A 22714-nucleotide genomic window follows, 5' to 3' on the forward strand; every position below is an offset into this window, starting at 1 on the left:
CGGGCGGGGGCCGTCGCCGTCTGCGCGCGCTCAGCCGAACAGACCTCGCACCGCGTACGCCGCCTTGTGCGTCAAGCCACGGGCCAGCAGCCGGAGTTGACCGGCGGTGCACTTGCCGTTGTAGAGCACGAAGAAGTCGTACCGGTGCACGCCTGGCCGGTCGGCCACCGCCCGTGCGGCAGCGCGCACCTCCCGCAGCTGATCGACCGTCAGCTCAAGCGGCAGCTCGCGCGGTTGGTACGAGGCACCGATCGGATAGTCCTTGCCGGGGCGGTCCGACATCTCGACGTGGCAGCCCAGCACATGGCTGACCGGGTGCGCCTCGGCGAACTCCACCATCCGGTCCAGGGTCGCCACGAAGGCGGGGAAGTCGGCGGCGTAGAGCCGGCCCGGGTAGACCGTGTCACCGGTCAACAGCAGCCCGGTCCAGCGGTCGTAGCAGGTGATCGCGGCCTGGTGGTGACCCGGCGAGCCGAACACGTCGAGCACCCGGCCGCCCAGGTCGAAGCCCACCGTCTGCCCGGGCCAGTCCGTGAAGCCGAAAAACTCCTGCGCCGCCTCGGCCTCCCGGGCCACCACGGTGGTCCGCGGCCGGTCGGCGAACTGGCCGTCGGCGGCCACGTGGTCGCCGTGCCCGTGGGTGTGGGCGATCACCAACTCGTAGCCCTCGCGCGGGTGCTCGGCCAGCCACCGGTCGATCAGCCCGTCCACGGTGGCCCGCAGCGGGAAGCGCTCCGGATCGGCCGTCGCGCCGGTGTCCAGCAGCAGCGCGCGCTCGTTCCCGAACAGCAGGAAGAGGAACGGGGCTTCGAAGCTCACCGTCTTGCTCTGCCGGAGCAGGTAGGTGTGCTCGTCGTACGCGTGCACCTGGATCAGCGCCTCGCCGCCGCTCTTCGGCGAGCGGAGGCCGTGCTGCCACCGCACGGCGAGATCACCGACCACCGGCGCTCCGGTCACGTAGTCCAGCTCGGTGCCGTGCTGCTGAGTATCCATCAGTTCTCCCCCTGATCGCCTTGATCATTAATGTCCGCCTGCGGCGAAGCCGCCATGAAGTACCGCACCACCCGGCGCCCGTCCGCCGACTCCCCGGCCTGCGCTGCCTGCTCGGCTTCCCGGGCCAGGTACGGCTCCAGGGCGCGGTGCCAGGCCGCCTTGATCTCGGCCGCCTCGGCGGCCGTCACCCGCACGGTGGCCGCCATACCCCGCGCGGTCTCCCGCCACGGCACCGGCTCCGCCGGCGCCCGCTCCACCCAATCCAGCACCCGCGCGAACTCCCGTTCCACCACGGCCCGGCTCAGCTCCCGGGTGACGGCCGGATCGACCTCCTCGGCCGCCCCGAGCCCGATCTGCCGATCGGCCACCCGCCAGAGCCGCTCCCGCCTGTCCTGCCCCGGCCCCGCGTCCTCCACGAAGCCGTACTTGGCCAACTGCCGCAGGTGGAACGAGCAACTGGCCTGCGACACCCCGATCGCCCGCCCGCACTGCGCCGCCGTCGCCACCCCCATCCCACCGAGTGCCTCGATCAGATCGAGTCGGACGGGATGGGCCAGCGCCCTGATCGCCTTCGGATCGCTCAACCTCATGTATCAAAGACTACTTTGGCTTTCGCAGATGTCAACGCTTTCTTTGACATCTGCCCGGACATCGCCTCGCACAGCGCCTCGACGACCACCCCCAAGGCCGAGTCGGAGACCGATCGGCACGGACTGGCGACCCCCGCGCGCCCGTGCCTAGCCTGGGAGGGAAGGACGTTGGACCATGCCCGGCACACCCGACCCCCGCCGCTCACGGCCGCGAGCCCGTCCGCCCGAGCTCCCGGCAGCGGGTGGGGTACGCCGCTTCTGGGCCACCCTGCGCCGCCCGGCCGTCACGGCCGGGCGCCGGATCCGCACCCGCTGGCTGCTGAGCCGGGGCACCGTCCACGCCAAGCACTGGTGGCCGCCGCTCGGCAGCGTCATCGGCACCGCCGTCACCTGGCTGTTCGCGCTGGCCCTGCTCTTCTGGTTCCTCCGCGCGCTGGCCGGGGTCTTCGGCCTCCAGTCGCTCAGCCACCCCTGGGGGCTCGACCCGGACCACAGCTGCGCCAAGGATTCCTACTCCTGCGGCGTGGCCAACAGCGTCGTGCTCCCCGTGCTCACCGCCGCCCTGGCCAGCGCCGTCTTCCTCACCCTCGCGATGCGCTCGGTGCGCCGCTACTACACCCGCCGGGCCCGCCACGAGCCCCGCGCGCTGGTGGAGTCGGCCGGCAGCTTCATGGGCCGGGTGGTCGGCCGCGACCAGCTCTGCACCGCCCTGATGGACAACCTCCGCGACGCCCGGGCCCGCCGCCCGCACGTGGTGGTCGGCGCGATCGGCACCGGCAAGACCGCGCTGGTGGTCCGTCTCACCGGCATGCTCGCGCGCAAGGGCGCCTTCCCGGTGCCGATCCGGCTGCGCGACGCCCAGCAGGAGCTGGACTTCGGCAAGCTCGCCTTCGAGCACTTCTCCCGCATCGTCGAGCCCCGCACCCACTCCCTGGCCGAGACCGACCGGATCTGGCGCCGGCTCCGCCGCCAGGACAAGATCGTCGTGCTGGCCGACGGCCTGGAGGAGGCACTCAGCGGCCCCGACCGCACGGCCGACCGCGACAACGTCATCCGCAAGGCGATCCGCAAGGCCGGAGAGGCCCGGCTGCCCCTGGTGATCACCTCCCGGCCGCACGACCCGCTGCGCGCGATGGAGGCCGCCGTCACCGAGCTGGAGCCGCTGAGCGAGGAATCCGCCCTCGACTACATCGCCTCCGACAGCGGCTGGCGCTCCGACCGCCGCCGCCTCGACCGGATCGTCGAGATCGCCGGCGTCACCGACGCCCCGCTCTACCTGCAGATCGCCAAGGACCTCTACGACCACGACCTGCTGGAGAGCGTCTGGGTCAGCGACGACGAGGACGGCCACGACAGCTGGGAGCTCAAGTTCGACCTCCTGGAGGCCTGGATCCAGGCCTTGATCGACGACCACCTCCACCCCGAGCTGCCGATCGACCGCGAGGACCGCCGGCTCACCGTCGACTACATGTCCGTCCTCGCCTGCATCGGCCTGCACCAGGACAGCGCGGAGGTCTGCCTCGACCGACTGGAGCCGCCGCGGGACGCCGCCCCCGGCCCGTACCAGCCGCTTCTCACCTACCTCGAGCGCGCCCGGCGCAAGCCGCACACCCCGCTGGACGTCCGCCTCGCCGCGACCTGGGCCACCCGCCTCGGGCTGGTCGAGGAGTACGGCAGGTGCATCCGCTTCCAGCACAGCATCGTGCAGGCCTACCTGGGCTCGCGGGTGATCGGCAAGGTGCTCGTCGCCCCGCCGGGCCGGGACTCCTACTTCCCGGACGCGCTGCGCAATCCGAACCGGGAGCTGCTGCTCGCCCTCGTCCTCCACAGCCGCTCCGCCACCCGGGAGGCCCGCTGCACCTGCACCGTCACGCGCAGACCCACCTGCCCCGTCGTCCGCCTCGTCGACCTGCTCACCGGCCAGGCCCTGTCGGGACTGCTCCGGCCGTCGAGCCGCGTCTCCGCCGTCGGCCAGGGCCAGGTCTCGCACGCCAAGCTGCTGGACCTCTACGGCGCCGCGCTCGACATCGACAGCGTCGACCGGCGGCCGCGCCCCGGCCCCGTCGTGGAGGCGCTCGTCAAGGCCTGGCCGCGCCTGCGCGAACGCGACCCCCGGCGGCTCCGCGCGGCAAAGCTCTCCGTCGTGCACCGGCTGGGCACCGCGGCCCGGCGGGCTGCCCCGGACGACGGCGGCGGGGCGTACGAGGCACTGTTCGGGATCGGCGCGGCGGAGCTCACCTACCGGGTCCGGATCGCCGTCGCCCAGGAGATCGGCCTCGGCGGCCGGACGGCGTACGAGGCGCTCCCGGAGCGCCTGCACCACTGGGAGGATCCCGCTCCGCAGCCCCCGTTCACCCTGGCCGCCGCTCCCCCGTCGCGGGATCCGATCCCGGGCGACGGCGAGCGCGGCAGGCGCAAGGAGCAGACCAGGCTCCGGGGCGCCCAGGCCCTGCGGGAGGCCGGCCGCGAGCGCGCCGAGGCCGCCGAGGAGCTGATGAGCTTCAACCACCACACCATCGCCGCCCGGGTGATCCCGCTGCTGGTCGACTCGGCCGCGCTCACCCAGCACCAGGGCACCCCGTACCCGGACCTGGAGCACTGGGTGCAGGGCATCGTCGCCAACAACCGCCGCACCGGCCGCGGCCAGAGCCTCCGTGGCGAGCTGCGCGGGATCGAGGTGGCACTCGCGCACGGCTTCAAGCACGCCGCCAACTGCCGCTGCCGGCCAGGCGATCGGGGGCAGGCGCGGGAGTTCCTGGCCGAACAGGCCTGGGAGCTGCTGCGGTCCACCCGGTTCTGGTTCACCCGGCTCACCCTGCTGCACGCGCTCACCCTCTGGGCCCTGCCGGACGACGTGGCCCAGGAGTACCCGATGCACGGGCACGGCGCCGACCCGGCAGGGCAGGTCCGCCGCTGGCTGCAACTCCCGGACGGGGAAAGGGAACACCGCTGGTTGCGGCGGCCGGACAGCTGGCCGTGCGGGCCCTGCAGACCAGGCGGCCGGAGCGGTTCATCTGGCTGGACGAGGCGGTGGTGGCCTCCCAGGTCGGCTCCGCGCCCAGCCTGCTCGCCGAGCCGCGCCAGCACAACCTCTGGATCGCCCCCTCCACCGGTTGGAGCACCCTGGACCCGGCGGCCCAGCAGCTGCTCGCCGACGTCACCCTGCTCATCATGCTCACCGAACGGGCCGACCGCCCGAGGGAGATGTACCGTCGGCTGGAGCGCGACCAGGCCATCCCGGCCGAGCTGCCGCCCTGCCTGACCAGGCACCGCACCGCACTGGACCCGACCCGGCGGATCACCCGCCCCGGCACGGTGCCGCCAGGCACCAACTGCGCACCCCAGTACCCCTTCGAGTTCTGTCCCTGCCCGCCGAAGATGCCCGACCTGCGGGTCGAGCTCGGTGAGGTGTTCTGCATGAACCAGCGCGGCCTGCTCGGCCGTTGGCGCCCCTGGGCCTGGCTGCACCTGCGGCTGCGCCGCAAGGCGCGCTGGCAGCGCCGCACTCCGGTCGCCGAACTGCGCCGGTTCTGGGACCAGATGGGCCGCCGCGCCCGTGACCTGCCCCCCGAGGACGTGGCGCTGCCCCGGCACCTGCCCGACCCCTGAGCCCTCCTCCGGGGCTCTCGTACTCGACCTGAACGCGTACTGACGGTCTACCCGGGCCCCGGCTACGGTGGAGCCCGTGACCACGCTTCGTACCGAACTCGACGATCTGGGCTCGCCCGTCCGGCTGGGCGCCGTCCGCCGGGTGGTGTCGCTGGTGCCCTCGCTCACCGAGGCGATCGCCGCCACCGAGCCCGAACTGCTGGTCGGCGCCACCGACTGGTGCTCGCACCCGGCCGAGCTCGCGGTGGCCCGGATCGGCGGCACCAAGAACCCCGACCCGGCCCGGATCGCCGCGCTGGCCCCGGATCTGGTGCTGGCCAACCAGGAGGAGAACCGGGCAGTGGACCTGGCCGCGCTGCGGGCGGCCGGCCTGCCGGTCTGGGTCACCGACGTGCGCTCGCTGCCGCAGGCGATCCGCTCGCTGGAGCGCCTGCTCACCACCGCCTGCCGGCTCACCCGGCCCGACTGGCTCGAGGCCGCCGCCCAGGCCTGGCAGTTCACCAGTGCGGCGGCGCCGATCCGGGCCGTGGCCCCGATCTGGCGGCGGCCCTGGATGGTGCTCGGCCGGGACACCTTCGCGGGCGACCTGCTGGCCCGGCTCGGCGTGGAGCTGATCCACGCCGACCACGCCGAGCGCTACCCCGCCATCCCGCTGCCCGAACTCCTCGCCGCCCGGCCCGAACTGGTGGTGCTGCCGGACGAGCCGTACCGCTTCACCGGCGAGGACGGCCCGGAGTCCTTCCCCGAGCTGCCCTGCGCCCTGGTGAGCGGCCGCCACCTCACCTGGTACGGGCCCTCCCTGGCCGAGGCACCCGCCGTGCTGGCCGGCCAACTGGCCGTGGCGGGCTGACCGGAGCGATACGGTCCGCTCCACCGGTTCGGCAACAGCGGGTGCCTGTCAGCATGTTGCAAATTCATGACGGCGTCACCCCCTGTCCAAGTGGATCTCCCACTGCCAACCTGAAGCGGTGAGCCGCACCGACGACCACCCCGCGACCCGAGCCGCCGCCACCCGTCGCGATCTGGCCGTCTTCCTGACCGCCAAGACCGTCTCGGACATCGGTTACGCGCTCGATTTCATCTGCCTCTCCGTCTTCGTCTGGGAGCGCAGCCACTCCGCCCTGGCCACCGGCCTGTTGAGCACCGCCCTGTACGCGGGGGCGATCGCCGGCGGCCGGCTCGGGCACCGCTACGGCGACCGCTGGGACCGGCGGCAGGTGATGATCGGCGCCGACCTGGTCCGGGCCGGGATGCTCGGGCTGCTGGCCCTGCTGCCGGACGGCGCCCAGAACTGGTGGCTGTACGCGGCGGTGGCGCTGGTCGGGGCGGGCCGGTCGGTCTTCGAGGCCACCCTCTCGGCCGCCACCCCGGTGCTGGCCGGGGAGCGCACCCAGACGGTCAACAGCGTGCTGGCCGGGCTCAAGGGCGTGGCCTTCGTGATCGGCATGGGCCTGGCCACCGTGCTGGTGCCGCTGATCGGATACCGGGGCGTTTTCGCGCTGGACGCGGGCAGTTACGTGCTCTCCGCCCTCGTGCTCACCGCCCTGCGGCTGCGGATGCGCGAGGTGGACGGCCCGGGCCGGGCCGGCCGGCAGGCCGCCGGGGCCTGGCCGCTGCTGGTCGGCGCCGGGCTTGCCGTGCTGGTGGTACTGCGCGGTCTGGACGCCTTCGGCTCCTCCTCCCAGCACGTCGGACTGCCCATCCTGGGCGGCCAGTTGCGACCGGAGTCGCCCACCGAGGTCTCCGGCGCGGTCTGGAGCTCCTGGGCCGCCGGGCTGCTGCTCGCCGGCTTCGTGCTCCGTCCGCTGGCCAAGCGGCTGATCGAGCGCAATCCTCCGGTGGTGTTCTGCCTGGCCACCATGGTGATGTCGGCCGGGTTCATCGGCGTGTTCTGGCTGGACGGCTGGTGGCCGAGGCTGGCCGCCGCCGTGCTGGCCGGCCTCGGCGACGCGCTCAGCGAGATCACCTACAAGCAGGCCATGCAGCGCCTCCCGGACGACCGCCGCGGCCGGGCCTTCGGCTTCGGCCAGATCGTGGTCAACGCCGGCTTCATGGCCGGCCTGCTCGCCACCAGTCTCGTGCTGCAGCCGAATTGGCTCCCCGAGTGGGTCCTGCTGCTGCACGGCGTCCCGCTCCTGGTGGCCGCCTGGGCCACCCTCCGCTCCCGCACCGCCGGACCGACTCCCGATTAGCCCTGCTGGAGGGCCGCATGACCGACCGCGCCTACCTCGACCACGCCGGCTTCGGCCGGCTGCGGCCGCCCGCGCTGAGCGCGATGCGGACCGCACTGGAGGAGGTGATGCCCTACGGCAGCGTCGAGTTGGGCCAGGTCTTCTGGGCCCGCAACGCGGCCCGCCGCACCATGGCCGGGCTGCTGAACCGCTCCCCGGCGGAGATCGCCTTCGTCCCGAACACCTCCACCGGCGTGCACCTGGTGGCCGACGGCCTGGACTGGCGGCCGGGCGACCGGGTGGTGCTCTTCGACCGGGACTTCCCCGCCAACGTCCGGCCCTGGCTCCGACTCGCCCGCCAGGGCGTGGAGTTCGACTGGGTGCCGATGCGCGAGGGCGGCCACCGGCTGGAGGACCTGGCGGCCGTGCTCACGCCGGCTACCCGCCTGATCGCCGTCAGCCACGTCAACTTCGCCACCGGCTTCCGGATCGACCTGGCGGCCGTCTGCGCGCTGGCCGCCGAGGTCGGCGCCCTGGTCAGCGTGGACGCCGTGCAGAGCCTCGGGGCCCTCCCGCTCGACCTCACCGCGACCCCGGTCGACTTCCTCGCGGCCGGCGCGCACAAGTGGCTCGGCGGCCCCACCGGCACCGGCGTCTTCTACTGCCGGGCCGACCGCCTGGAGCTGCTGCGCTCCACCCCGACCGGCTGGTACGGCTTCGAGGGCGCGGCCGAACTCACCAAGGGCCCGGGCCCGCTCAGCTACCAGCTGCCCGAACGGCCGGCCGCGGCCCGGGTCGAGGGCGGCATGTACGACCTGGTGGGCATGGTCGGCCTGGCCGCCACCCTGGCCGAGCTGGCCGAGCTCGGCCTCGACACGGTGGCGCCCCGGGTGCTCGCCCACGCCCAGCGGCTCCGCCAGGGCCTGGCGGAGCTCGGCCTCACCGCGGCCACCCCCTCCACCGGCCCCGACTGCCCCTCGAATTCCGGGATCGTGAGCTTCTCGTGTCCAGAAGTGGACAGTGCGGAGCTGGTGGCCGCGCTGGCACACTCCGGCGTACAGGTATCCGTTCCGGCCGGCCTGGTGCGGGTCTCCCCGCATTATTGGACGACCGACGAGGAAATAGATCTCTTCCTTCTGACGATGAAGGAAATCAAGCCTTGACGGCCCTGACGGGTTGTCATACGTTCCCCTCACCGCGCTGCCGCCGACAATCGGCGGCCGACGAATTCACCGAAGGGAGTTGCGAAATGGCGTACGAGTCCTGGGAGATGCTGACCGACGAGGTCGAGGTCACCACGGGTTCGGCCGACTGCTGGACCTGCCTGGTCGACGACGCGGCCTGATTCGCTCCGATTGTTCGCGCTTTCATCGAAAGGAGTCACACCATGGCTTACGAGTCCTGGGAATCCCTCGCCGACGAGGTCGAGATCACGACCGGTGCGGCCGACTGTTGGACCTGTCTGATGGATGACGCGGCCTGATCCGCGGCACCGCAGATGCGCCCGGCGGCTCTCCGGCCGCCGGGCGTTTCGCCAATCTCCGAGACGATGGGAATGACGCCGTGAGCCGCTGGGAGTTCAGTCACGGAAAGGTCGGGGTGAATTCCCCGAGCTGGTTGACCTTCGAGGTGCACCGGCCGTACTTCGACGGCGCCGCCTCGCCGCTGACGGTGATCCAGGCCCGCGCCGCGGTGCTCGCCGCCCGCCGGTTCGAGACCCGCTCACCGCAGGCCCTGCGGTTCGGCATGACGATGCCCGCCAGCTACCGGCGGTTGCTCGTCGAGGAGTCGCGGCTGCACGACTACCGGGCCACCACCCCGCTGGACCTCCCCGAGCACCTGGCCTCCCGCGACTGGCGGCGGATGACCGAGGCGTACCGGCACCACGCCGAGCTGGACGAGACCGAGCGCACCGGCCTGGCCCACTGGCTGGTGGCGGCCTGCCTGCTGCCCGCCGTCCTGGAGCTGCTGCCCGCCGACCTGACCGCCGAGCGCTGCCAGCAGGCCGTCCCGGCCGGCCTCCAAGCGGCCCGCGCCGTCGCGCTGTTCGGCCTGGAGGGCCTCTCCGAGCGCACCATGGCCGCGTACCGCCCGCTGGTCGAGCACCCGGCGCCCACCCTGACCCATGTGCACGCGGTGGCCGGCTGGGGCTACCTGCTGGCCCGGCACGGCGGTGACGACTCGGCCGTGCCGGAGCACCTCGACCGGGCCGCCGGGCTGCTCGCCGAGCTGGCCGACCGGCTCTCGCCCTTCGAACTCACCGTGGTCCGGGCCAGGTTGGCACTGCGCGAGGCGATGCTCGCCGAGCGCCGCCAGGACCACGCCGGGGGTGCCGAACGGCTGGCAGCCGCCTGGCAGGCCGTCTCGGCGCTCGAAGCCCCGGACGGCGACGAGGAGTTGGTACTCCTGGAGACCAGGCGGCGGCTGATCGACCGGCGGCTGGAGCTGGCGGTGCGCCTGGGCGACACCGCCACCGAACGGACCGCCCTGGCCGAGGGGGTGGCGCTCGACCCGACCTGCGTCAAGCTGCGGATGCAGTCCGCCCAGGCCCACCAGCGGGCCGGTGAGCCCGAACTCGCCCTTCGCGACTACCTGCACGCCGCCCGGCTCGGCCCCTACGGCACCGGCTTCGCCCTGCTCCGCGCGGCCGACTGCGCCGAGCAGACCGGCGAGCGGGAGTTCGCCCGGGTGCTGACCGAGCGGGCCTTCCGCGCGGCCCCGCGCGCCTCGGCCACCCGGGACGGGCTGATCGCCCGCTGCCTGGCCGAGGGCGACGAGCCGCTGGCCGAGCTGGTCCGGCTGGCCGCCGAGCGCGATCCGGAGCGCCCGTACCTCAACAACTGGCACTACCGGATGCACGCCGCCTACTTCAACCTCGGCGAATCCCACTCCCCGGGCCTGTACGCCAAGTTGCCCACCCTCGCCTTCGAGCACGCGCAGCGCGGCGAGTTCCCGGCCGTGAACTGGCAGCGCCTGATGCCGCCGGCCTTCCGCACCAACCTGATCCGCGAATCCGGCCTGACCGAATTCGCCGTGGACCACCCCGCCGAGCTCCCAGCCCGGCTGCGCACCCCGGCCTGGGACGAACTCTGTCGCTGGGTCGAGGAGTTCGAGGGCTACGACACCGAGCGCAAGCACCAGGTGGCGGTGGTGCTCTTCCGGCTCGGCTTCGCCAAGCTGGTGCTGCGGCTGCTGCCCTTCCGGCCCGCCACCGAGCTGACCACCACCGCCGAACTGCGGCTGCACCACTGGCTGGACGTGGTCCGCTGGGTCACCTCGGTGGGGCAGGGCACGGTGGTGCACCCCGCCAACTCGGCCGCGATCGCGGCGCATCCGGCCTGCTCCACCCACCTGCGGTTCGTCATCGCGGTGTTCTCGGTGATCTTCGAGGCGCGCGAGACCCGGTCGCTGGAGACCGCACTGGCCTGGCGGGAGACGGGCGAGAAGGCGATGGCCGAGCTGCTGGCCGATCCGGGCTACTCGGATTTCGAGAAGGCCATGTTGGAGAGCCGGTTCTACCGTAGCGTCAGCTACGTGCCCTTCCTCCAGCAGGACGCCGAGCGGCTCGCCGCCGACATGGACCGGGCCGAGGAGCTGGCCCGCGCGGTGCCCGCCGTCGGCGAGTACCAGGAGTTCCTGCGCCGGGAGAACCTGCGGGCCTGCGTGGAGAGCCGGTCCAAGGAGTTCTACGCCTTCGGCGCGAACGAGCGGGCGCACCGGCTGGTCGCCGAGGCGCTGGCGATCGACCCGTACGAACCGAAGACGCACATCGAGGTCGCGGAGGGCCTGATGAAGGAAGGCAACCCCGAGGAGGCGGCCCGCAGTTACCTGCGGACGGCCCGGCTCGGCCCGGTCTCCACGGCCTTCGGCTACGCGGCGGCCGGCGACTGCTTCGCCCGCGCCGGGCGCGAGTTGCTGGCCGAGGACTGCTTCTTCCAGGCCCTGCGGATCGACCCGTACGCCATCTCGGCCGCCCGGGGCTGGGCCGGCGTCGGCGCGGCGGGCGGCATGCCCGAGCTCGCCACCGCCTACCTGGCCGACCTGGAGGCCTGGGGAGCGGCCCGCCGGGCCGCGCGCACCGCATGAGCGCCCAGTGGCGGCTCGCCCCGCAGCAGCCCGCCGACGTGGACGCCGTGGTGGTGCCGGTCTTCGCCGGTGAGCTGCCCGCCGACCTGACCGCCGCCTTCCTCGCCGGCACCGGCTTCACCGGCGCCCTGGGCCAGGTGCTCCACCTCCCCGGCGAGCCGGTCCGGGTGCTCTGGGGCTGCGGCCCCCGCGCCGCCCTCGACCCCACCACCACCCGCACCGCCGCCGCCCACCTGGCCCGCGCCGTCCGCGACCACCGCCGCCTGGCCCTGCACGCCCCGGGCCCGGCCCTGCGCGAACTCGCCGAGGGCTACCTGCTCGGCGCCTACCGCTACGCCGGGCACTTCTCCACCGAGGAGGCCGTCCGCCGCACCGCCCCGGACCAGGTGATCGACCTGCTCCCGGCCGAGGCCGCCACCGAATCCGCCCACCACGCCGGGCCCACCACCGAATCCGCCCACCACGCCGGGCCCACCGCCGAAGCCGCCCACCACACCGGGTCCACCGCCGAAGCCGCCCCCGAAACCGCTCGCCACAGCGGGCCCGCCACCGAGGCGGCCCTCGCAGCCGGCCTCCGGGTCGGCGCGGCCGTCGCCCTCGCCCGGGACCTGGTCAACGAGCCCGGGGCCGAGCTGACTCCCCCGCTCTTCGCCGAGCGCGCGCTCAAGCTCGCGGCCGAGACCGGCCTGGAGTGCGAGGTCTGGGACGCCCAGCGGATCGCCCACGAGCGGCTCGGCGGGCTGCTCGGGGTGAGCCGGGGCTCGCTGGTGCCGCCCCGGCTGGTCCGGCTGCGGTACCGCCCCGCCGGCGGGTCCGAGCGGCGGATCGCGCTGGTCGGCAAGGGCGTCACCTACGACGCGGGCGGCCTGGCGCTCAAGCCGAACGCCGAACTCGCCACCATGAAGGCCGACATGGCGGGTGCGGCGGCGGTGCTGGCCGCGATGTCCGTGCTGCCGGCGCTGAGCTGCCCGGTCGCGGTGGACGGCTGGCTGCCGCTCACCGAGAACATGCCGAACGCGGACCCGATCCGGGTCGGCGACGTGCTCACCATGCGCAGCGGCACCACGGTGGAGGTCCGGCACGCCGACGCCGAGGGCCGGTTGATCATGGCGGACGCGCTGACCCTGGCCGCCGAGACCCGGCCGGACGCGATCCTCGACCTGGCCACCCTGACCGACGCCGCCGCGGTGGCCCTGGGCCGCCGGATCGCGGCGGTGATGGCCACCGACGAGGAGCTGCTGGCCCGGCTGCTGGCGGCCTCGGCCCGGGCGGGCGAGCGCTGCTGGCCGCTCCCGCTGCCACCCGACTACGGCGGGCAGCTGCACTCCCGGGTGGCCGACCTGGTCAACTACACCCTGGGCGTGCGGCACGGCACGGCGATGCTGGCCGGGCTCTTCCTCCAGCACTTCGTCCCCCCGGGCACCCCGTGGGCCCACCTGGACATCCAGGGCACGGCGCTCTCCGACGCGGACGACCCCGAGTGGGGTCTGGGCGGGACGGGGTTCGGCGTCCGCACCCTGGTGGAGCTGCTGACCGCCGGTGGCTGAGCGCTTGCTCAGCCCGTGTCGCCCATCCGGGTGAGCCGTCCTTCGCCTACCATCCCAAGACATGAGCAGGTACGGGTGGGTGGCGGCGGTCGTGGTGCTGATGGTGGGTCTGGCGGGCTGCCGGGCGGCGGACCCTTCCTCCGCCGCCGCCACTCCGCTCCCCACCACCACGAAGTCGGCCGCGCCCTCCCCGAAGCCGGCCTCGCCCTCCGCCAAGGCCACCGGGCCCACCACGGGCACCGGCTACGACCCGGCGGCCTTCGCCCCGCAGGTCCGCGCCTGGGCGGCGAAGACGGACATCAGCCCCCGGCTGCTGCTCGCGGTGCTCTACAACGAGGCGTACAAGCCGCACGATCCGGACCTGGAACGGGCCTGGCAGCGCCTCAAGCCGGATTCGGCCTTCGGGATCGCCAACATGCACCGGGCCGCCTTCGACGAGACCAAGGCCGAGCACTTCCCGAACCGGAACTGGGAGGAGCTGCCGGACGACCCGAACCTCGCGATCCAGGCCGCCGCCTGGTACCTCGCCGGGCTGGCCGACCAGCTGCCCGAGCAGCGAAGTTCTTCCTACACGAAGGAAGAACTCCTCGCCCTCGGCTACAACACCGGCCCCGGCAACATGCTCGCCTTCGCCCGCGGCGCGCACCCGGGGGCGCAGGCGCAGTCGTACCTGGACCATCTGCATGCCAACCTGCCGAAGGCCGAGCAGGCCCTCGCGAAGCAGGACTGACGACGAGGCACCCGAGACGCGTGTTGATTGTGTGATGGTCGGGTTGCCGGGTTGTTATCTGAGCGAGATCCGCTCTAGTCTCACGGCAGCCCGAACTCCACGGGCCCCGGACGCGGCCACGCCGAATCCCGCCCACCGCGCTTCCGGGACAACGACGCAGACCCCTGGGCGGGAGCGGGGGACCCACGTACCACGCCGTGCCCCACGGCTCGGGGTGAAGCCGCCCAGCGCGGCCGGGCCACTCTCCGGTCCGAACCCGACAGCTCACTTCGCAGGCGTGCGGAGAGGGACAACTGATGGTCTTCTCGGGCTCCGGACGACACCGCCGCCCCACCCAGACCGACCGCGCGGTGGCCGCCGCCTCCGTCGCCGGAGTCGGACTGGCCCTGCCGCTGCTCACCGCCGCAGGTGCGCACGCCGCGCCGGTCACCGCCTGGCAGACCGTCGCGCACTGCGCGAGCGGCGGCAACTGGGCCTCCAACGACGGCGAGGGCGGCTACGGCGGCCTCCAGATCAGCCTCAAGGACTGGAGCCGCTACGGCGGCGACCAGTACGCGGCGCAGCCCGACCACGCGACCGAGGCGCAGCAGATCGCCGTCGCCGAGCAGATCCTCACCGCCAAGGGCCCCGGCCTCTGGGACAGCTGCGGCTCCGCGCTGACCACCGCCCCGGCCACCCCCACCCCGCCGACGGCCCCGACCACCCCGGTCACGCCGACCACCCCCACGGCCCCGGCCACCGCCACCCCTGACCCGGTGGCCACCGTCCCGGGCGGCACCCCGACCACCCCCACCTCCCCGGTCACGCCGGTCACGCCGCCGACGGCGGTCACGCCTGCCGCCCCGGCGACCACGCCCACCCCGGCCCCGACCGCCACCACGCAGCCGACCACGGGCCAGCCCGCCACCGCGCAGCCGAGCACCCCGCAGCCCCCGGCCGCCCAGCCCGGCACGCCCCAGCCCACCGCCTCCCAGTCGACGGGCGACCAGCCCACCCCGGCCCCGACCGCCACCACGCAGCCGACCACCCCGACCGGCCAGACCGCCGAGGCCCCGCAGCCCGCCCCGGCCGCGCCCGCCGCCCCGGCCACGCCCGCCCCCGCCGCCCCGCAGGACTACACCGTCCTTCCCGGCGACACCCTCTCGGACATCTCGAACACCTACCACCTCGGCGGCTGGCAGCACGTCTACGACCACAACCAGACCACCGTCGGCACCGACCCGAACCTGATCCACCCCGGCCAGGTCCTCCACCTCGGCAGCTAGCGCAGCGGGCTAGTACCCCTCGGGCGGCGCGGGCTGCGCCGCCCAGATCACCTTGCCGCTCTCGGTGTACCTGGTGCCCCAGCGCTCCGAGCACTGGGCCACCAGGAAGAGCCCGCGGCCGCCCTCGTCGGTGGCCGCGGCGTACCGCAGGTGCGGCGAGGTGCCGCTGGTGTCGGAGACCTCGCAGACCAGGCCCCGGTCGTACAGCAGGCGGACCCGGATCGGTTCGGCGCCGTAGCGGATCGCGTTGGTGACCAGCTCGCTGAGAATCAGCTCGGTGGTGAAGACCAGCTCGTCCAGGCCCCAACTCTCCAGCTGCGCCGTGACGGTGGCCCGCACCCGGGAGACCGCCGCGGCCTCGGCCGGCACCGCGAACTCGACCACGTGCTCGCGCGGCAGCGCCTTGGTCCGGGCCACCAGCAGGGCCACGTCGTCGGCCGAACCGTGCGGCAGCATCGCCGCCAGCACGGCCTCGCAGGTCTCCTCCGGCTCCGGGCCGGCCTGCCGCAGTGCCTCGGCCAGCAGGTCGAGGCCGGTGTCGATGTCGCGGCTGCGGTCCTCCACCAGGCCGTCGGTGTAGAGCACCAGCCGGCTGCCCGGCTCCAGCCTGAACTCCCCGGCGGAGTACGGCATTCCGCCGACCCCGAGCGGCGGGCCGGCCGGCAGCTCGGGGTAGCTGACCGAGCCGTCGGGGGCCACCACGGCGGGCGGCGGGTGGCCGGCCCGGGCCACCGAGCAGGTCAGCGAGACCGGGTCGTAGATCGCGTAGAGGCAGCTGGCCCCGGTCACCTCCGCGACCGGTTCGCCCTCCCGCTCCTGGTCGATCATGGCCACCAACTCGTCCAGGTGGCCGAGCAGTTCGTCCGGCGGCAGGTCGAGGGTGGCGAAGTTGTGCACGGCGGTGCGCAGCCGGCCCATGGTGGCGGCGGCGTGCAGGCCATGGCCGACCACGTCGCCGACCACCAGGGCGACCCGGGTGCCGGGCAGCGGGATCACGTCGAACCAGTCGCCGCCGACGCCGGCCTGGGCGGGCAGGTAGCGGTAGGCGGCGTCCACCGCGCTCTGGCTGGGCAGGGCCCCGGGCAGCAGGCTGCGCTGGAGGGCGACGGCCATCACGTGCTCGCGGCTGTAGCGGCGGGCGTTGTCGATGCTGACGGCGGCCCGGGCGGTGAGCTCCTCGGCGAGCGAGAGGTCGTCCAGGTCGAAGGGTTCGGGCCGCTGCGAGCGCCAGAACTTGACCAGGCCCAGCTGCACGCCCCGGGCCAGGATCGGCACCCGGACCACCGAGTGGATGCCGTGTTCGAGCACCCGCCGGGCCCGGGGCGGATCCTGGGTCTGCCAGGCGGTGGCCGAGGCGAGATCGCGCTCCAGGCCGGCCTGCCCGGTGCCCAGGTTCCAGGCCTGCGGGGTGGCCGGGTGGACGGTGATCCGCTCGCCGACGGGGTAGAGCGGCATCTCCTCGGCGATGCCGCTCTTGGCGACCCGCCGCATCGGGGTGTCCGGGCCGGGCCGGGGCTCCTCGCCGCGCAGCACCGGTTCGGCCAGGTCCACGGTGACGTGGTCGGCGAAGGCGGGCACGGCCACCTCGGCCAGCTCCTCGGCCGTCCGGGTGACGTCCAGGGTGGTGCCGATGGCCAGGCTGGCCTCGTAGAGCAGGGTGAGGCGGCGGCGGGCGGCCTCGGCCTCGGCCGTGAGCACGTGCAGTTCGGTCGCGTCGCGCAGGGTGGCCACGGTGCCGGGCGGGCCGCCGGCCCGGTCGGTGGGGCGGGTGCTGACCACCAGCCGCCGGGCCCCGGCCGAGAGCACCTCGTCGCTCACCGCCCGCCCGGAGGCGAGCAGCTCGGCGGCCGGCCCGTCCAGGCCGAGCTCGGCCACCGGTCTCCCCTCGGCGTCGGGCGGCAGGTCGAGCAGCCGCCGGGCCTCGTCGTTGGCGAGCAGCAGGGTGGCGTCGGCGCGCAGGATCACCACGCCCTCCCGGACGGCGTGCAGCACGGCGTCGTGGTGCTCGTACATCCGGGTCATCTCGGCCGGGCCGAGCCCGTGGGTCTGCCGCAGCAGCCGGCGGCTGGCCAGCGCGGTGCCGACGGTGGCCAGCCCGAGCGCGACGGCCGCCGCGCCGAGCAGCAGCGGCAGCTGGCGCTGGACCACCCCGCTGACCTTGCTGATGGTGATCCCGGCCGAGACGGCGCCGACCACCGTGCCGTTCGCGTCGTGCACGGGCACCACGGCCTGCACCAGGGGGCCGATCGTGCCGTTGATCTGCTCGGTGACCACCTGCCCCTGCAGGGCGGGCTGGTAGGTGCCGACGAACTTCTTGCCGATCCGGTCGACCAGCGGGTGGGTGTACCGGATGCCGTCGGTGCCCAGCACCACCACGAAGTCGACCCCGGAGTCCTTCCGGGCCGCCTCGGCGCTCGGCTGGAGCAGGGCCGTCGGGTCCGGGGAGCGCAGCGCGGCGGCGATGCCGGGCGAGTCGGCGAAGGTCTGGGCGACGGCGACCGACCGGTTGCGGGCCTCCGTGGTGCTGTCCCGCCGGGACTGGATCACCAGCGCGAGCACGGCGGCGAGCACCAGCAGCAGCACCACGACGACCTGGAGGGCGAACACCTGCGCGGCGACGCTGCGGGAGGCGGACGGCCGTGCCGTCGTACGGGCCATGCGCCCATCGTCCCCCGGGTGACCCCGAGGTGGCCAGTGGGTGTATAAGAAGCCTCCCCGATCTTCCCGGGATGCCTCCCCGATCCCCGTGATCACTCTTGACATAACTCAACAGAAACAAATAATTCTCAACACGGCGAGGCCGGGCAAACCCTCCTCACTCGGCGCCGGCCCGCCCTACGGAAGGCTTCCCCCCACATGGCTCAGTCCCTGCGTCGCGTCACCGTGGCCGCGGCCGGCTCACTGCTGCTCGCGCTCGCCCCGCTCACCGCCACCACCGCCCACGCGGCCACCCCGCCGCTGGCCAACGGCAAGGCCCTCACCCCGCCGATGGGCTGGAACTCCTGGAACAGCCTCGGCACCGGCGTCACCCAGCAGCAGGTCAAGGACACCATCGACTACATGGTGGCCAACGGCCTGGTCGCGGCCGGCTACGACACCGTGACCATCGACGACGGCTGGTCGCTCGGCCACCGCTCCGGCCAGACCACCGACCTGGTCAAGAACTCCTACGGCGCGATGCAGCTCTACGACGCGGGCGGCCACCCGGTCGGCGGCCTGGACGGCACCGGCAACGACCCCACCACCGGCCACCTGGTGCCCGACCCGCGCAACTTCCCGAACCAGCTGGTCAACGGCCAGCCGGTGAACGGCATCCAGTACCTGAGCTGGTACGCGCACGGCAAGGGCATGAAGTTCGGCCTGTACGGGACCGACACCTACACCACCTGCCAGGGCCACCCGGGCAGCCTGGGCCACGAGGCCACCGACGCGGACGACTTCGTCAGCTGGGGCGTCGACTTCGTGAAGTACGACGACTGCCCGTACGGCGGCACCATCACCGGCCCGGACGGGCACGACTACGGCACCCAGGGCGAGGGGCGGGAGCTCACCCGCTCGATGTACGCCCGGGTGCAGGACTTCCAGCGCCAGCTGGACGCCGCCTCGGCCCGCCAGGGCAAGGGCAAGGTGACCATGAGCGTCTCCGCCCAGCCCGTGCACACCGGCGTCCCGTACCTGCTGGCCGCCGACGACCCGGCCCGCTCCGACTCGGTGGTCCAGGCCGCCGGCACCGCCCGGTACAACGCCCCCGGCTACGCGCCCACCGGCGTCTGGTGCGGCCAGGTGGCCAACCTCTGCCGGATCGGCGGCGACCGGGGCAGCGACCTCGGCGGCGTGCTCTACGACGGCCAGCTGGGCACCGCCCTCCAGTACCCGGGCAACGTGCGCCCCGGCAGCTGGAACGACCTCGACATGGCCTTCGCCGGCTGGCAGGACCCGTACGGCCAGTGGGGCGTCACCGACACCTGCACCTGCCACCAGCCGTACACCGACACCGAGTCGGCCAGCGAGCTCTCCATCCTCTCGATGCTGGCCGCCCCGCTGATCTCCGGCGCCGACCTGCGCACCGCCGCCGCCTCCCAGCACACCTCCGGCGGCGTCACCTGGTCCACCGGCCTGACCTCCTCGGCGCTCGCGCTCTACAAGAACGCCGACATGATCGCCATCGACCAGGACGGCCTCGGCAAGCCGGCCACCCTGGTCGGCGGCAACCCGAGCGGCTCGGCCCCGCTGGTGCTCAAGCGCACCCTGGCGGGCGGCGACACCGCCGTCCTGCTGCTCAACCAGAGCGCCACCGCCACCCAGACCGTCGCCACCTCGCTCCAGGCCCTCGGCCTGACCGGCTCCTACAGCGCCAAGGAGCTCTGGACTAAGGCCACCAGCACCGTCACCGGCCCGCTGAGCGCCACCCTGGCCCCGCACGCCGCCGCGCTCTACCGGCTGAGCACCGCCGCGAGCTCCGTCACCCCCGCGATCGTCGGTGACAACGCCTTCCACGGCCTCACCAACGGCGGCAGCGGCGGCCTGGCCCTGGAGGTGGCCGGCACCTGCAGCGCCCCGGCCGGCGGCGTGGCCGACCTCAACACCTGGGACGCCACCCACACCTCCGAGCAGTGGCAGTTCGCCCGCAACGCCGACGGCTCGGTCCGGATCTACGACCGCTGCTACACCGGCACCCAGATCGCCGGCACCCTGACCGCCCCGACCTCGGCCGGCGCCCCCGTCACGGTGCAGAACGCCTTCGACCCCGCCAACGCCTACCAGAAGTGGACCGTCACCCAGTCCACCAGCACCGGCGCCATCACCCTCACCAACCAGGCCACCGGCCTGGTGCTCGACACCCCGTCCACCGCGCGCACCACCACCGTGACCACCAACCCGGCCACCGGCGCGGCCACCCAGGGCTGGTCCACACTCAACTGACCCCCGCCCCGCCGCGCCCGCCCTCCCCCGGGGCGGGCGCGGCAAATCGCGTTGCCGCCCGCCGCGGCCCGCTCCTAGGATCACCGGCAACGGCGTGTAGCTCAGTCAGTCAGAGCACCGGACTCGGGATCCGGAGGGCGCGGGGGCAGCACCCGCCATGCCGGCCATGGACACCAGCGCTGAGCAGCAGCACCCGCATCCGACCGTCGCCGCCGACTACGCCCACGGGCAGGTCGCCCGGGCCTTCGTGACGGCCCGCACCCACTCCGACCCGGCCACCCGCACCCGCGCCGAGGGCCGCCTCGACGGCTGGCGCGCCGCGCTGGCCGGGATGCTGGACGGCAGCCTGCGGATCGGCAGCCGCGCCCCGGTGGCCGGCCTGCCCGGCTGGGTCACCCTGGAGGTGCTCCAGGGCGGCTTCGCCAGTGGCCGGGCCAGTGCTGAGGGCCCGCTCCAGCCGTACGAGACCGCGGCCTGCCGCGCGGCGGGCCTGCCGGCCGACCGGGCCGAGCTCTTCGCCCACTCCCTCACCGAGGCCGGCCTGGCCCGGCTCTGGGAGCTGCTGGACACCGGCCACTACCGGGTGACGGTGCCGGAGGAGGCCGCGCTGCTCACGGTGGCCTGGCTGGTCCGGGCCGGCGAGCAGCAGTCCGCCCTGGAGCTGGTGGACGCCCTGGCCCCGTACGCCCACCGGCTGCGCTTCACCCCGCCCACCGCCGACACCCCCGAGCCCGCCACCGACGCCGTGCACCGCCAGCCGCTCGCCGACACCGTCGAGGCCCTGGAGCGGCGCGGCCCCCATCACGCGATCGAGACCCAGCGCGAGGCGCTGGCCGTCTGGCTGCCGTTCTCCGACGAGCTGCTCACCCACTGGCTGGAGACCGCCGGGCCGGACGGCCGGGTGCTGCACCGCGACGCGGGCCCCGACTGGCACCGGCGCGGCGCCGAACTCCTGGATCGCTACCGGCTGTTGGCCGCCGCACACCCGCGCTGCGGCAAGCACCGGTCCACCCGGCACAACCTCGGCGTGCTGCGCTCCGCCCTGGAGACCACCGTGCAGGGCGAGCAGCTGACCCCGCGCGCCGCCGGCCTGCTGCGCCTGGCCGCCGAGTCGATGGTCCGCCGCCGCGGGCTGCCCGGCTCCGAGCGGCACACCGCGCTGCGCCGGATCCAGGCCCGCCAGGCGGCCCTGCCCTCGCACCGGGCGCTGGCCGCGCTGCTGGTGGAGCGCCTCGGCCAGTACCCGCTGCAGCACGGCCTGGCCGACCCCGACCGGGTGCTCGGCCCGACCACCCCGGCCGAGGCGGCGCAGACCGGCGGGCCGGCCGGCACGGCCATCCCCGCCCAGCTGCGCAAGCCGGTGCTGGCCGCCACCAGTGCCCCGGTCGAGACCCTGGTCGAGCTCGGCCTGGTGCCCTCGGCCGAGGTACTGGCCACGCTGGCACCGCAGTTGGCCTCGGCGGTGGCGGCGCACGGCTACCGCGACCAGGCCCTCGGCACCCTCGCCTCGGCCCACCACCGGGCCTTCGCCGCCCGGCGCTCCCTGCTGCTGCTCGACTACGCCCACCAGGTCCGGGCCGGGGAGCTGCCCTGGGTCCGCGCCACCGAGCCGCACCGCACCGCCACCGGCCAGGAGCTCGCCCTGCTGCGCCGCCTCGGCGGCCTGGCCCTCGCCGCCTTCCCCGGCACCATCCTGCCGAACCCGCTGGTGAGCGAGTTCGCCGCGCTCTCCCGCCGGGGCGCGCTGGACCTGCCCTTCGTGGAGGAGCTCGCGGCCGACATCTTCATGGGCGGCTTCACCCCGAAGTACCTCGCCGCCGCCAAGCTCGCCGCCGAGCAGCTCCAAGGCACGCTCTACGAGCGGTACTTCGGCATCGACTACGCCGCCGTCCTGGCCCTGCCACCGGGTGCCGCCCCTGGTGGCCGCACCGCCGAGGCCTTCTCGGGGCTCTGCCGCGAGCGGGCCGGCAGCCCCGGCCGCCACAGCTCGGTGGCGGCCAACGGCACGGTGATCGAGCAGGCCCAGATCCTCACCACCCACAACCTGACCACCCTGACCGGCCCCGTCGGCCTCACCCCGGCCGACGGCTGGGCACCCCTCGCCCTCGGCGCCTTCACCACCGCCGCCCGCCTCACCACCCGGGCCCGCCGCCTCCCGTACCCGCTGGCCACCGTGAAGAACGCGGCCTTCGCCTGGCGCCAGCTGGTCTTCCACCTCACCCACTGCACCCCGGCCGACCGCACGGCCGTGCTCGCCCGCATCCGAGCCGACCACCCCACCGCCCTGACCCCGGCCGTCGCCGGCCTGGCCCTCCTCGCCGCCGGCGAACACTTCACCCCCGACGGCACCACCCCGGACGGCACCGGCCGCCGCCTCCTCGGCTGGACGACCGGCCCCCACTGGCTGCTCCACTAAGCGTCAGCGGCGTAGACGACCTCCAGCTCGAAGCCCTGGCCGTCCGTCAGATGCAGGGCCTGGCCGGTGTCCGTGCGCACCGACCACCCTGCGGCGACTGCCGCCTCCAGCACCGGCTCCCGCCGCCCCCGCACCGCCAGGTGGTTGATCCCGGCCCGGAGCCGGTCATGCCCCCCTGCCCGGAGATCCGGCGACTGCTCGATCACCACGTAACTGCCCCCGCGCCGCCAACTACGCCCGTTCTCCCAGTGCTGGAACGGCTCGCACCCCAGCGCCACCAGCACGGGGCCCCACTGGCGTTCGGCCGTGGACAGGTCGTCCATCCACAGCTCGACGTGGTGGATGAACGCATCGCCTTGCCGATCCTGCTGTTCGGTCATGCGT

At 74.1% G+C, this 22714-nt stretch carries 15 protein-coding genes, 1 tRNA gene and 1 riboswitch; of the genes, 12 read left to right on the plus strand and 4 right to left on the minus strand.

The annotated features are described in order from the left end of the window. Window positions 1-30: 30 nt before the first annotated feature. Window positions 31-993 carry an MBL fold metallo-hydrolase gene (locus CFP65_RS02855; RefSeq protein ID WP_104814592.1) on the minus strand — a complete coding sequence of 321 codons (963 nt, stop codon included), beginning with the start codon at window positions 991-993 and terminating at the stop codon, window positions 31-33. Then, window positions 993-1583, minus strand: a complete 591-nt coding sequence (locus tag CFP65_RS02860) for a helix-turn-helix transcriptional regulator (protein ID WP_104814593.1) — start codon at window positions 1581-1583, stop codon at window positions 993-995. Before CFP65_RS02860 ends, CFP65_RS02855 begins: the two co-directional genes overlap by 1 nt. 175 nt (window positions 1584-1758) lie before the next feature. Here CFP65_RS02860 and CFP65_RS02865 point away from each other — a divergent pair, with 175 nt between their 5' ends. The 9 genes from CFP65_RS02865 to CFP65_RS02905 all read left to right on the plus strand — a co-directional run bounded on the left by CFP65_RS02865 (window position 1759) and on the right by CFP65_RS02905 (window position 14991). Continuing rightward, a complete protein-coding gene (locus tag CFP65_RS02865) occupies window positions 1759-4845 on the plus strand; it encodes an NACHT domain-containing protein (protein WP_104814594.1) in 3087 nt (1028 codons plus the stop codon). Next, window positions 4788-5192, plus strand: coding sequence for a hypothetical protein (locus CFP65_RS02870; RefSeq protein WP_104814595.1), 405 nt, complete (start codon window positions 4788-4790; stop codon window positions 5190-5192). The genes CFP65_RS02865 and CFP65_RS02870 overlap by 58 nt, the downstream gene beginning before the upstream one ends. A gap of 76 nt (window positions 5193-5268) precedes the next feature. Beyond that, window positions 5269-6042, plus strand: a complete 774-nt coding sequence (locus tag CFP65_RS02875; protein ID WP_104814596.1) for a helical backbone metal receptor — start codon at window positions 5269-5271, stop codon at window positions 6040-6042. A 118-nt stretch (window positions 6043-6160) separates the two neighbouring features. Further along, window positions 6161-7384, plus strand: coding sequence for an MFS transporter (locus CFP65_RS02880; RefSeq protein ID WP_104814597.1), 1224 nt, complete (start codon window positions 6161-6163; stop codon window positions 7382-7384). Between the two features lie 17 nt (window positions 7385-7401). Further along, window positions 7402-8526: an aminotransferase class V-fold PLP-dependent enzyme gene (locus CFP65_RS02885; protein WP_104814598.1), complete on the plus strand. Its 1125-nt coding sequence runs from the start codon at window positions 7402-7404 to the stop codon at window positions 8524-8526. Between the two features lie 436 nt (window positions 8527-8962). Then, a complete protein-coding gene (locus tag CFP65_RS02890) occupies window positions 8963-11449 on the plus strand; it encodes a hypothetical protein (RefSeq protein WP_104814599.1) in 2487 nt (828 codons plus the stop codon). Continuing rightward, window positions 11446-12996, plus strand: coding sequence for a M17 family metallopeptidase (locus CFP65_RS02895; protein WP_104814600.1), 1551 nt, complete (start codon window positions 11446-11448; stop codon window positions 12994-12996). Before CFP65_RS02890 ends, CFP65_RS02895 begins: the two co-directional genes overlap by 4 nt. Before the next feature lie 61 nt (window positions 12997-13057). Beyond that, window positions 13058-13726, plus strand: a complete 669-nt coding sequence (locus CFP65_RS02900) for a transglycosylase SLT domain-containing protein (protein ID WP_254552191.1) — start codon at window positions 13058-13060, stop codon at window positions 13724-13726. A 145-nt stretch (window positions 13727-13871) separates the two neighbouring features. Continuing rightward, a riboswitch (cyclic di-AMP (ydaO/yuaA leader) is annotated at window positions 13872-14018 on the plus strand. 4 nt (window positions 14019-14022) lie between these two features. Continuing rightward, the gene (locus CFP65_RS02905) at window positions 14023-14991 is read left to right on the plus strand and encodes a transglycosylase family protein (RefSeq protein ID WP_104814601.1); all 969 of its coding nucleotides are present in this window, start codon (window positions 14023-14025) and stop codon (window positions 14989-14991) included. A 9-nt stretch (window positions 14992-15000) separates the two neighbouring features. Here the strand turns inward: CFP65_RS02905 and CFP65_RS02910 are convergent, their stop codons facing one another. After that, complete coding sequence (locus CFP65_RS02910; protein WP_104814602.1) at window positions 15001-17649, minus strand: SpoIIE family protein phosphatase; 2649 nt, start codon at window positions 17647-17649, stop codon at window positions 15001-15003. A gap of 198 nt (window positions 17650-17847) precedes the next feature. On the opposite strand from CFP65_RS02910, the gene CFP65_RS02915 reads away from it, so the two are divergent. The 3 genes from CFP65_RS02915 (at window position 17848) to CFP65_RS02925 (ending at window position 22330) form a co-directional block, all read left to right on the plus strand. Next, on the plus strand, window positions 17848-19914 hold the full coding sequence (locus CFP65_RS02915) for an alpha-galactosidase (RefSeq protein WP_104814603.1): 2067 nt from the start codon (window positions 17848-17850) through the stop codon (window positions 19912-19914). A gap of 90 nt (window positions 19915-20004) precedes the next feature. Continuing rightward, a tRNA-Pro gene (locus CFP65_RS02920) sits at window positions 20005-20081 on the plus strand. Further along, window positions 20081-22330: a hypothetical protein gene (locus CFP65_RS02925; protein WP_104820613.1), complete on the plus strand. Its 2250-nt coding sequence runs from the start codon at window positions 20081-20083 to the stop codon at window positions 22328-22330. The genes CFP65_RS02920 and CFP65_RS02925 overlap by 1 nt, the downstream gene beginning before the upstream one ends. Here CFP65_RS02925 and CFP65_RS02930 read toward each other — a convergent pair. Continuing rightward, entirely contained in the window at window positions 22327-22710 is a 384-nt protein-coding gene (locus CFP65_RS02930; RefSeq protein ID WP_104820614.1) for a glyoxalase, read from the minus strand. The genes CFP65_RS02925 and CFP65_RS02930 overlap by 4 nt on opposite strands. Between the last annotated feature and the right edge of the window lie 4 nt (window positions 22711-22714).

This window comes from Kitasatospora sp. MMS16-BH015 (assembly GCF_002943525.1).
GTDB lineage: Bacteria > Actinomycetota > Actinomycetes > Streptomycetales > Streptomycetaceae > Kitasatospora.

What these genes read in the sequence shown, in the direction of transcription:
- CFP65_RS02855 (WP_104814592.1), bottom strand. Translation starts at nt 993, where the DNA reads ATGGATACTCAGCAGCACGGCACCGAGCTGGACTACGTGACCGGAGCG.
- CFP65_RS02860 (WP_104814593.1), bottom strand. Translation starts at nt 1,583, where the DNA reads ATGAGGTTGAGCGATCCGAAGGCGATCAGGGCGCTGGCCCATCCCGTC.
- CFP65_RS02865 (WP_104814594.1), top strand. Translation starts at nt 1,759, where the DNA reads ATGCCCGGCACACCCGACCCCCGCCGCTCACGGCCGCGAGCCCGTCCG.
- CFP65_RS02870 (WP_104814595.1), top strand. Translation starts at nt 4,788, where the DNA reads ATGTACCGTCGGCTGGAGCGCGACCAGGCCATCCCGGCCGAGCTGCCG.
- CFP65_RS02885 (WP_104814598.1), top strand. Translation starts at nt 7,402, where the DNA reads ATGACCGACCGCGCCTACCTCGACCACGCCGGCTTCGGCCGGCTGCGG.
- CFP65_RS02895 (WP_104814600.1), top strand. Translation starts at nt 11,446, where the DNA reads ATGAGCGCCCAGTGGCGGCTCGCCCCGCAGCAGCCCGCCGACGTGGAC.
- CFP65_RS02900 (WP_254552191.1), top strand. Translation starts at nt 13,058, where the DNA reads ATGAGCAGGTACGGGTGGGTGGCGGCGGTCGTGGTGCTGATGGTGGGT.
- CFP65_RS02905 (WP_104814601.1), top strand. Translation starts at nt 14,023, where the DNA reads ATGGTCTTCTCGGGCTCCGGACGACACCGCCGCCCCACCCAGACCGAC.
- CFP65_RS02910 (WP_104814602.1), bottom strand. Translation starts at nt 17,649, where the DNA reads ATGGCCCGTACGACGGCACGGCCGTCCGCCTCCCGCAGCGTCGCCGCG.
- CFP65_RS02915 (WP_104814603.1), top strand. Translation starts at nt 17,848, where the DNA reads ATGGCTCAGTCCCTGCGTCGCGTCACCGTGGCCGCGGCCGGCTCACTG.
- CFP65_RS02925 (WP_104820613.1), top strand. Translation starts at nt 20,081, where the DNA reads ATGGACACCAGCGCTGAGCAGCAGCACCCGCATCCGACCGTCGCCGCC.
- CFP65_RS02930 (WP_104820614.1), bottom strand. Translation starts at nt 22,710, where the DNA reads ATGACCGAACAGCAGGATCGGCAAGGCGATGCGTTCATCCACCACGTC.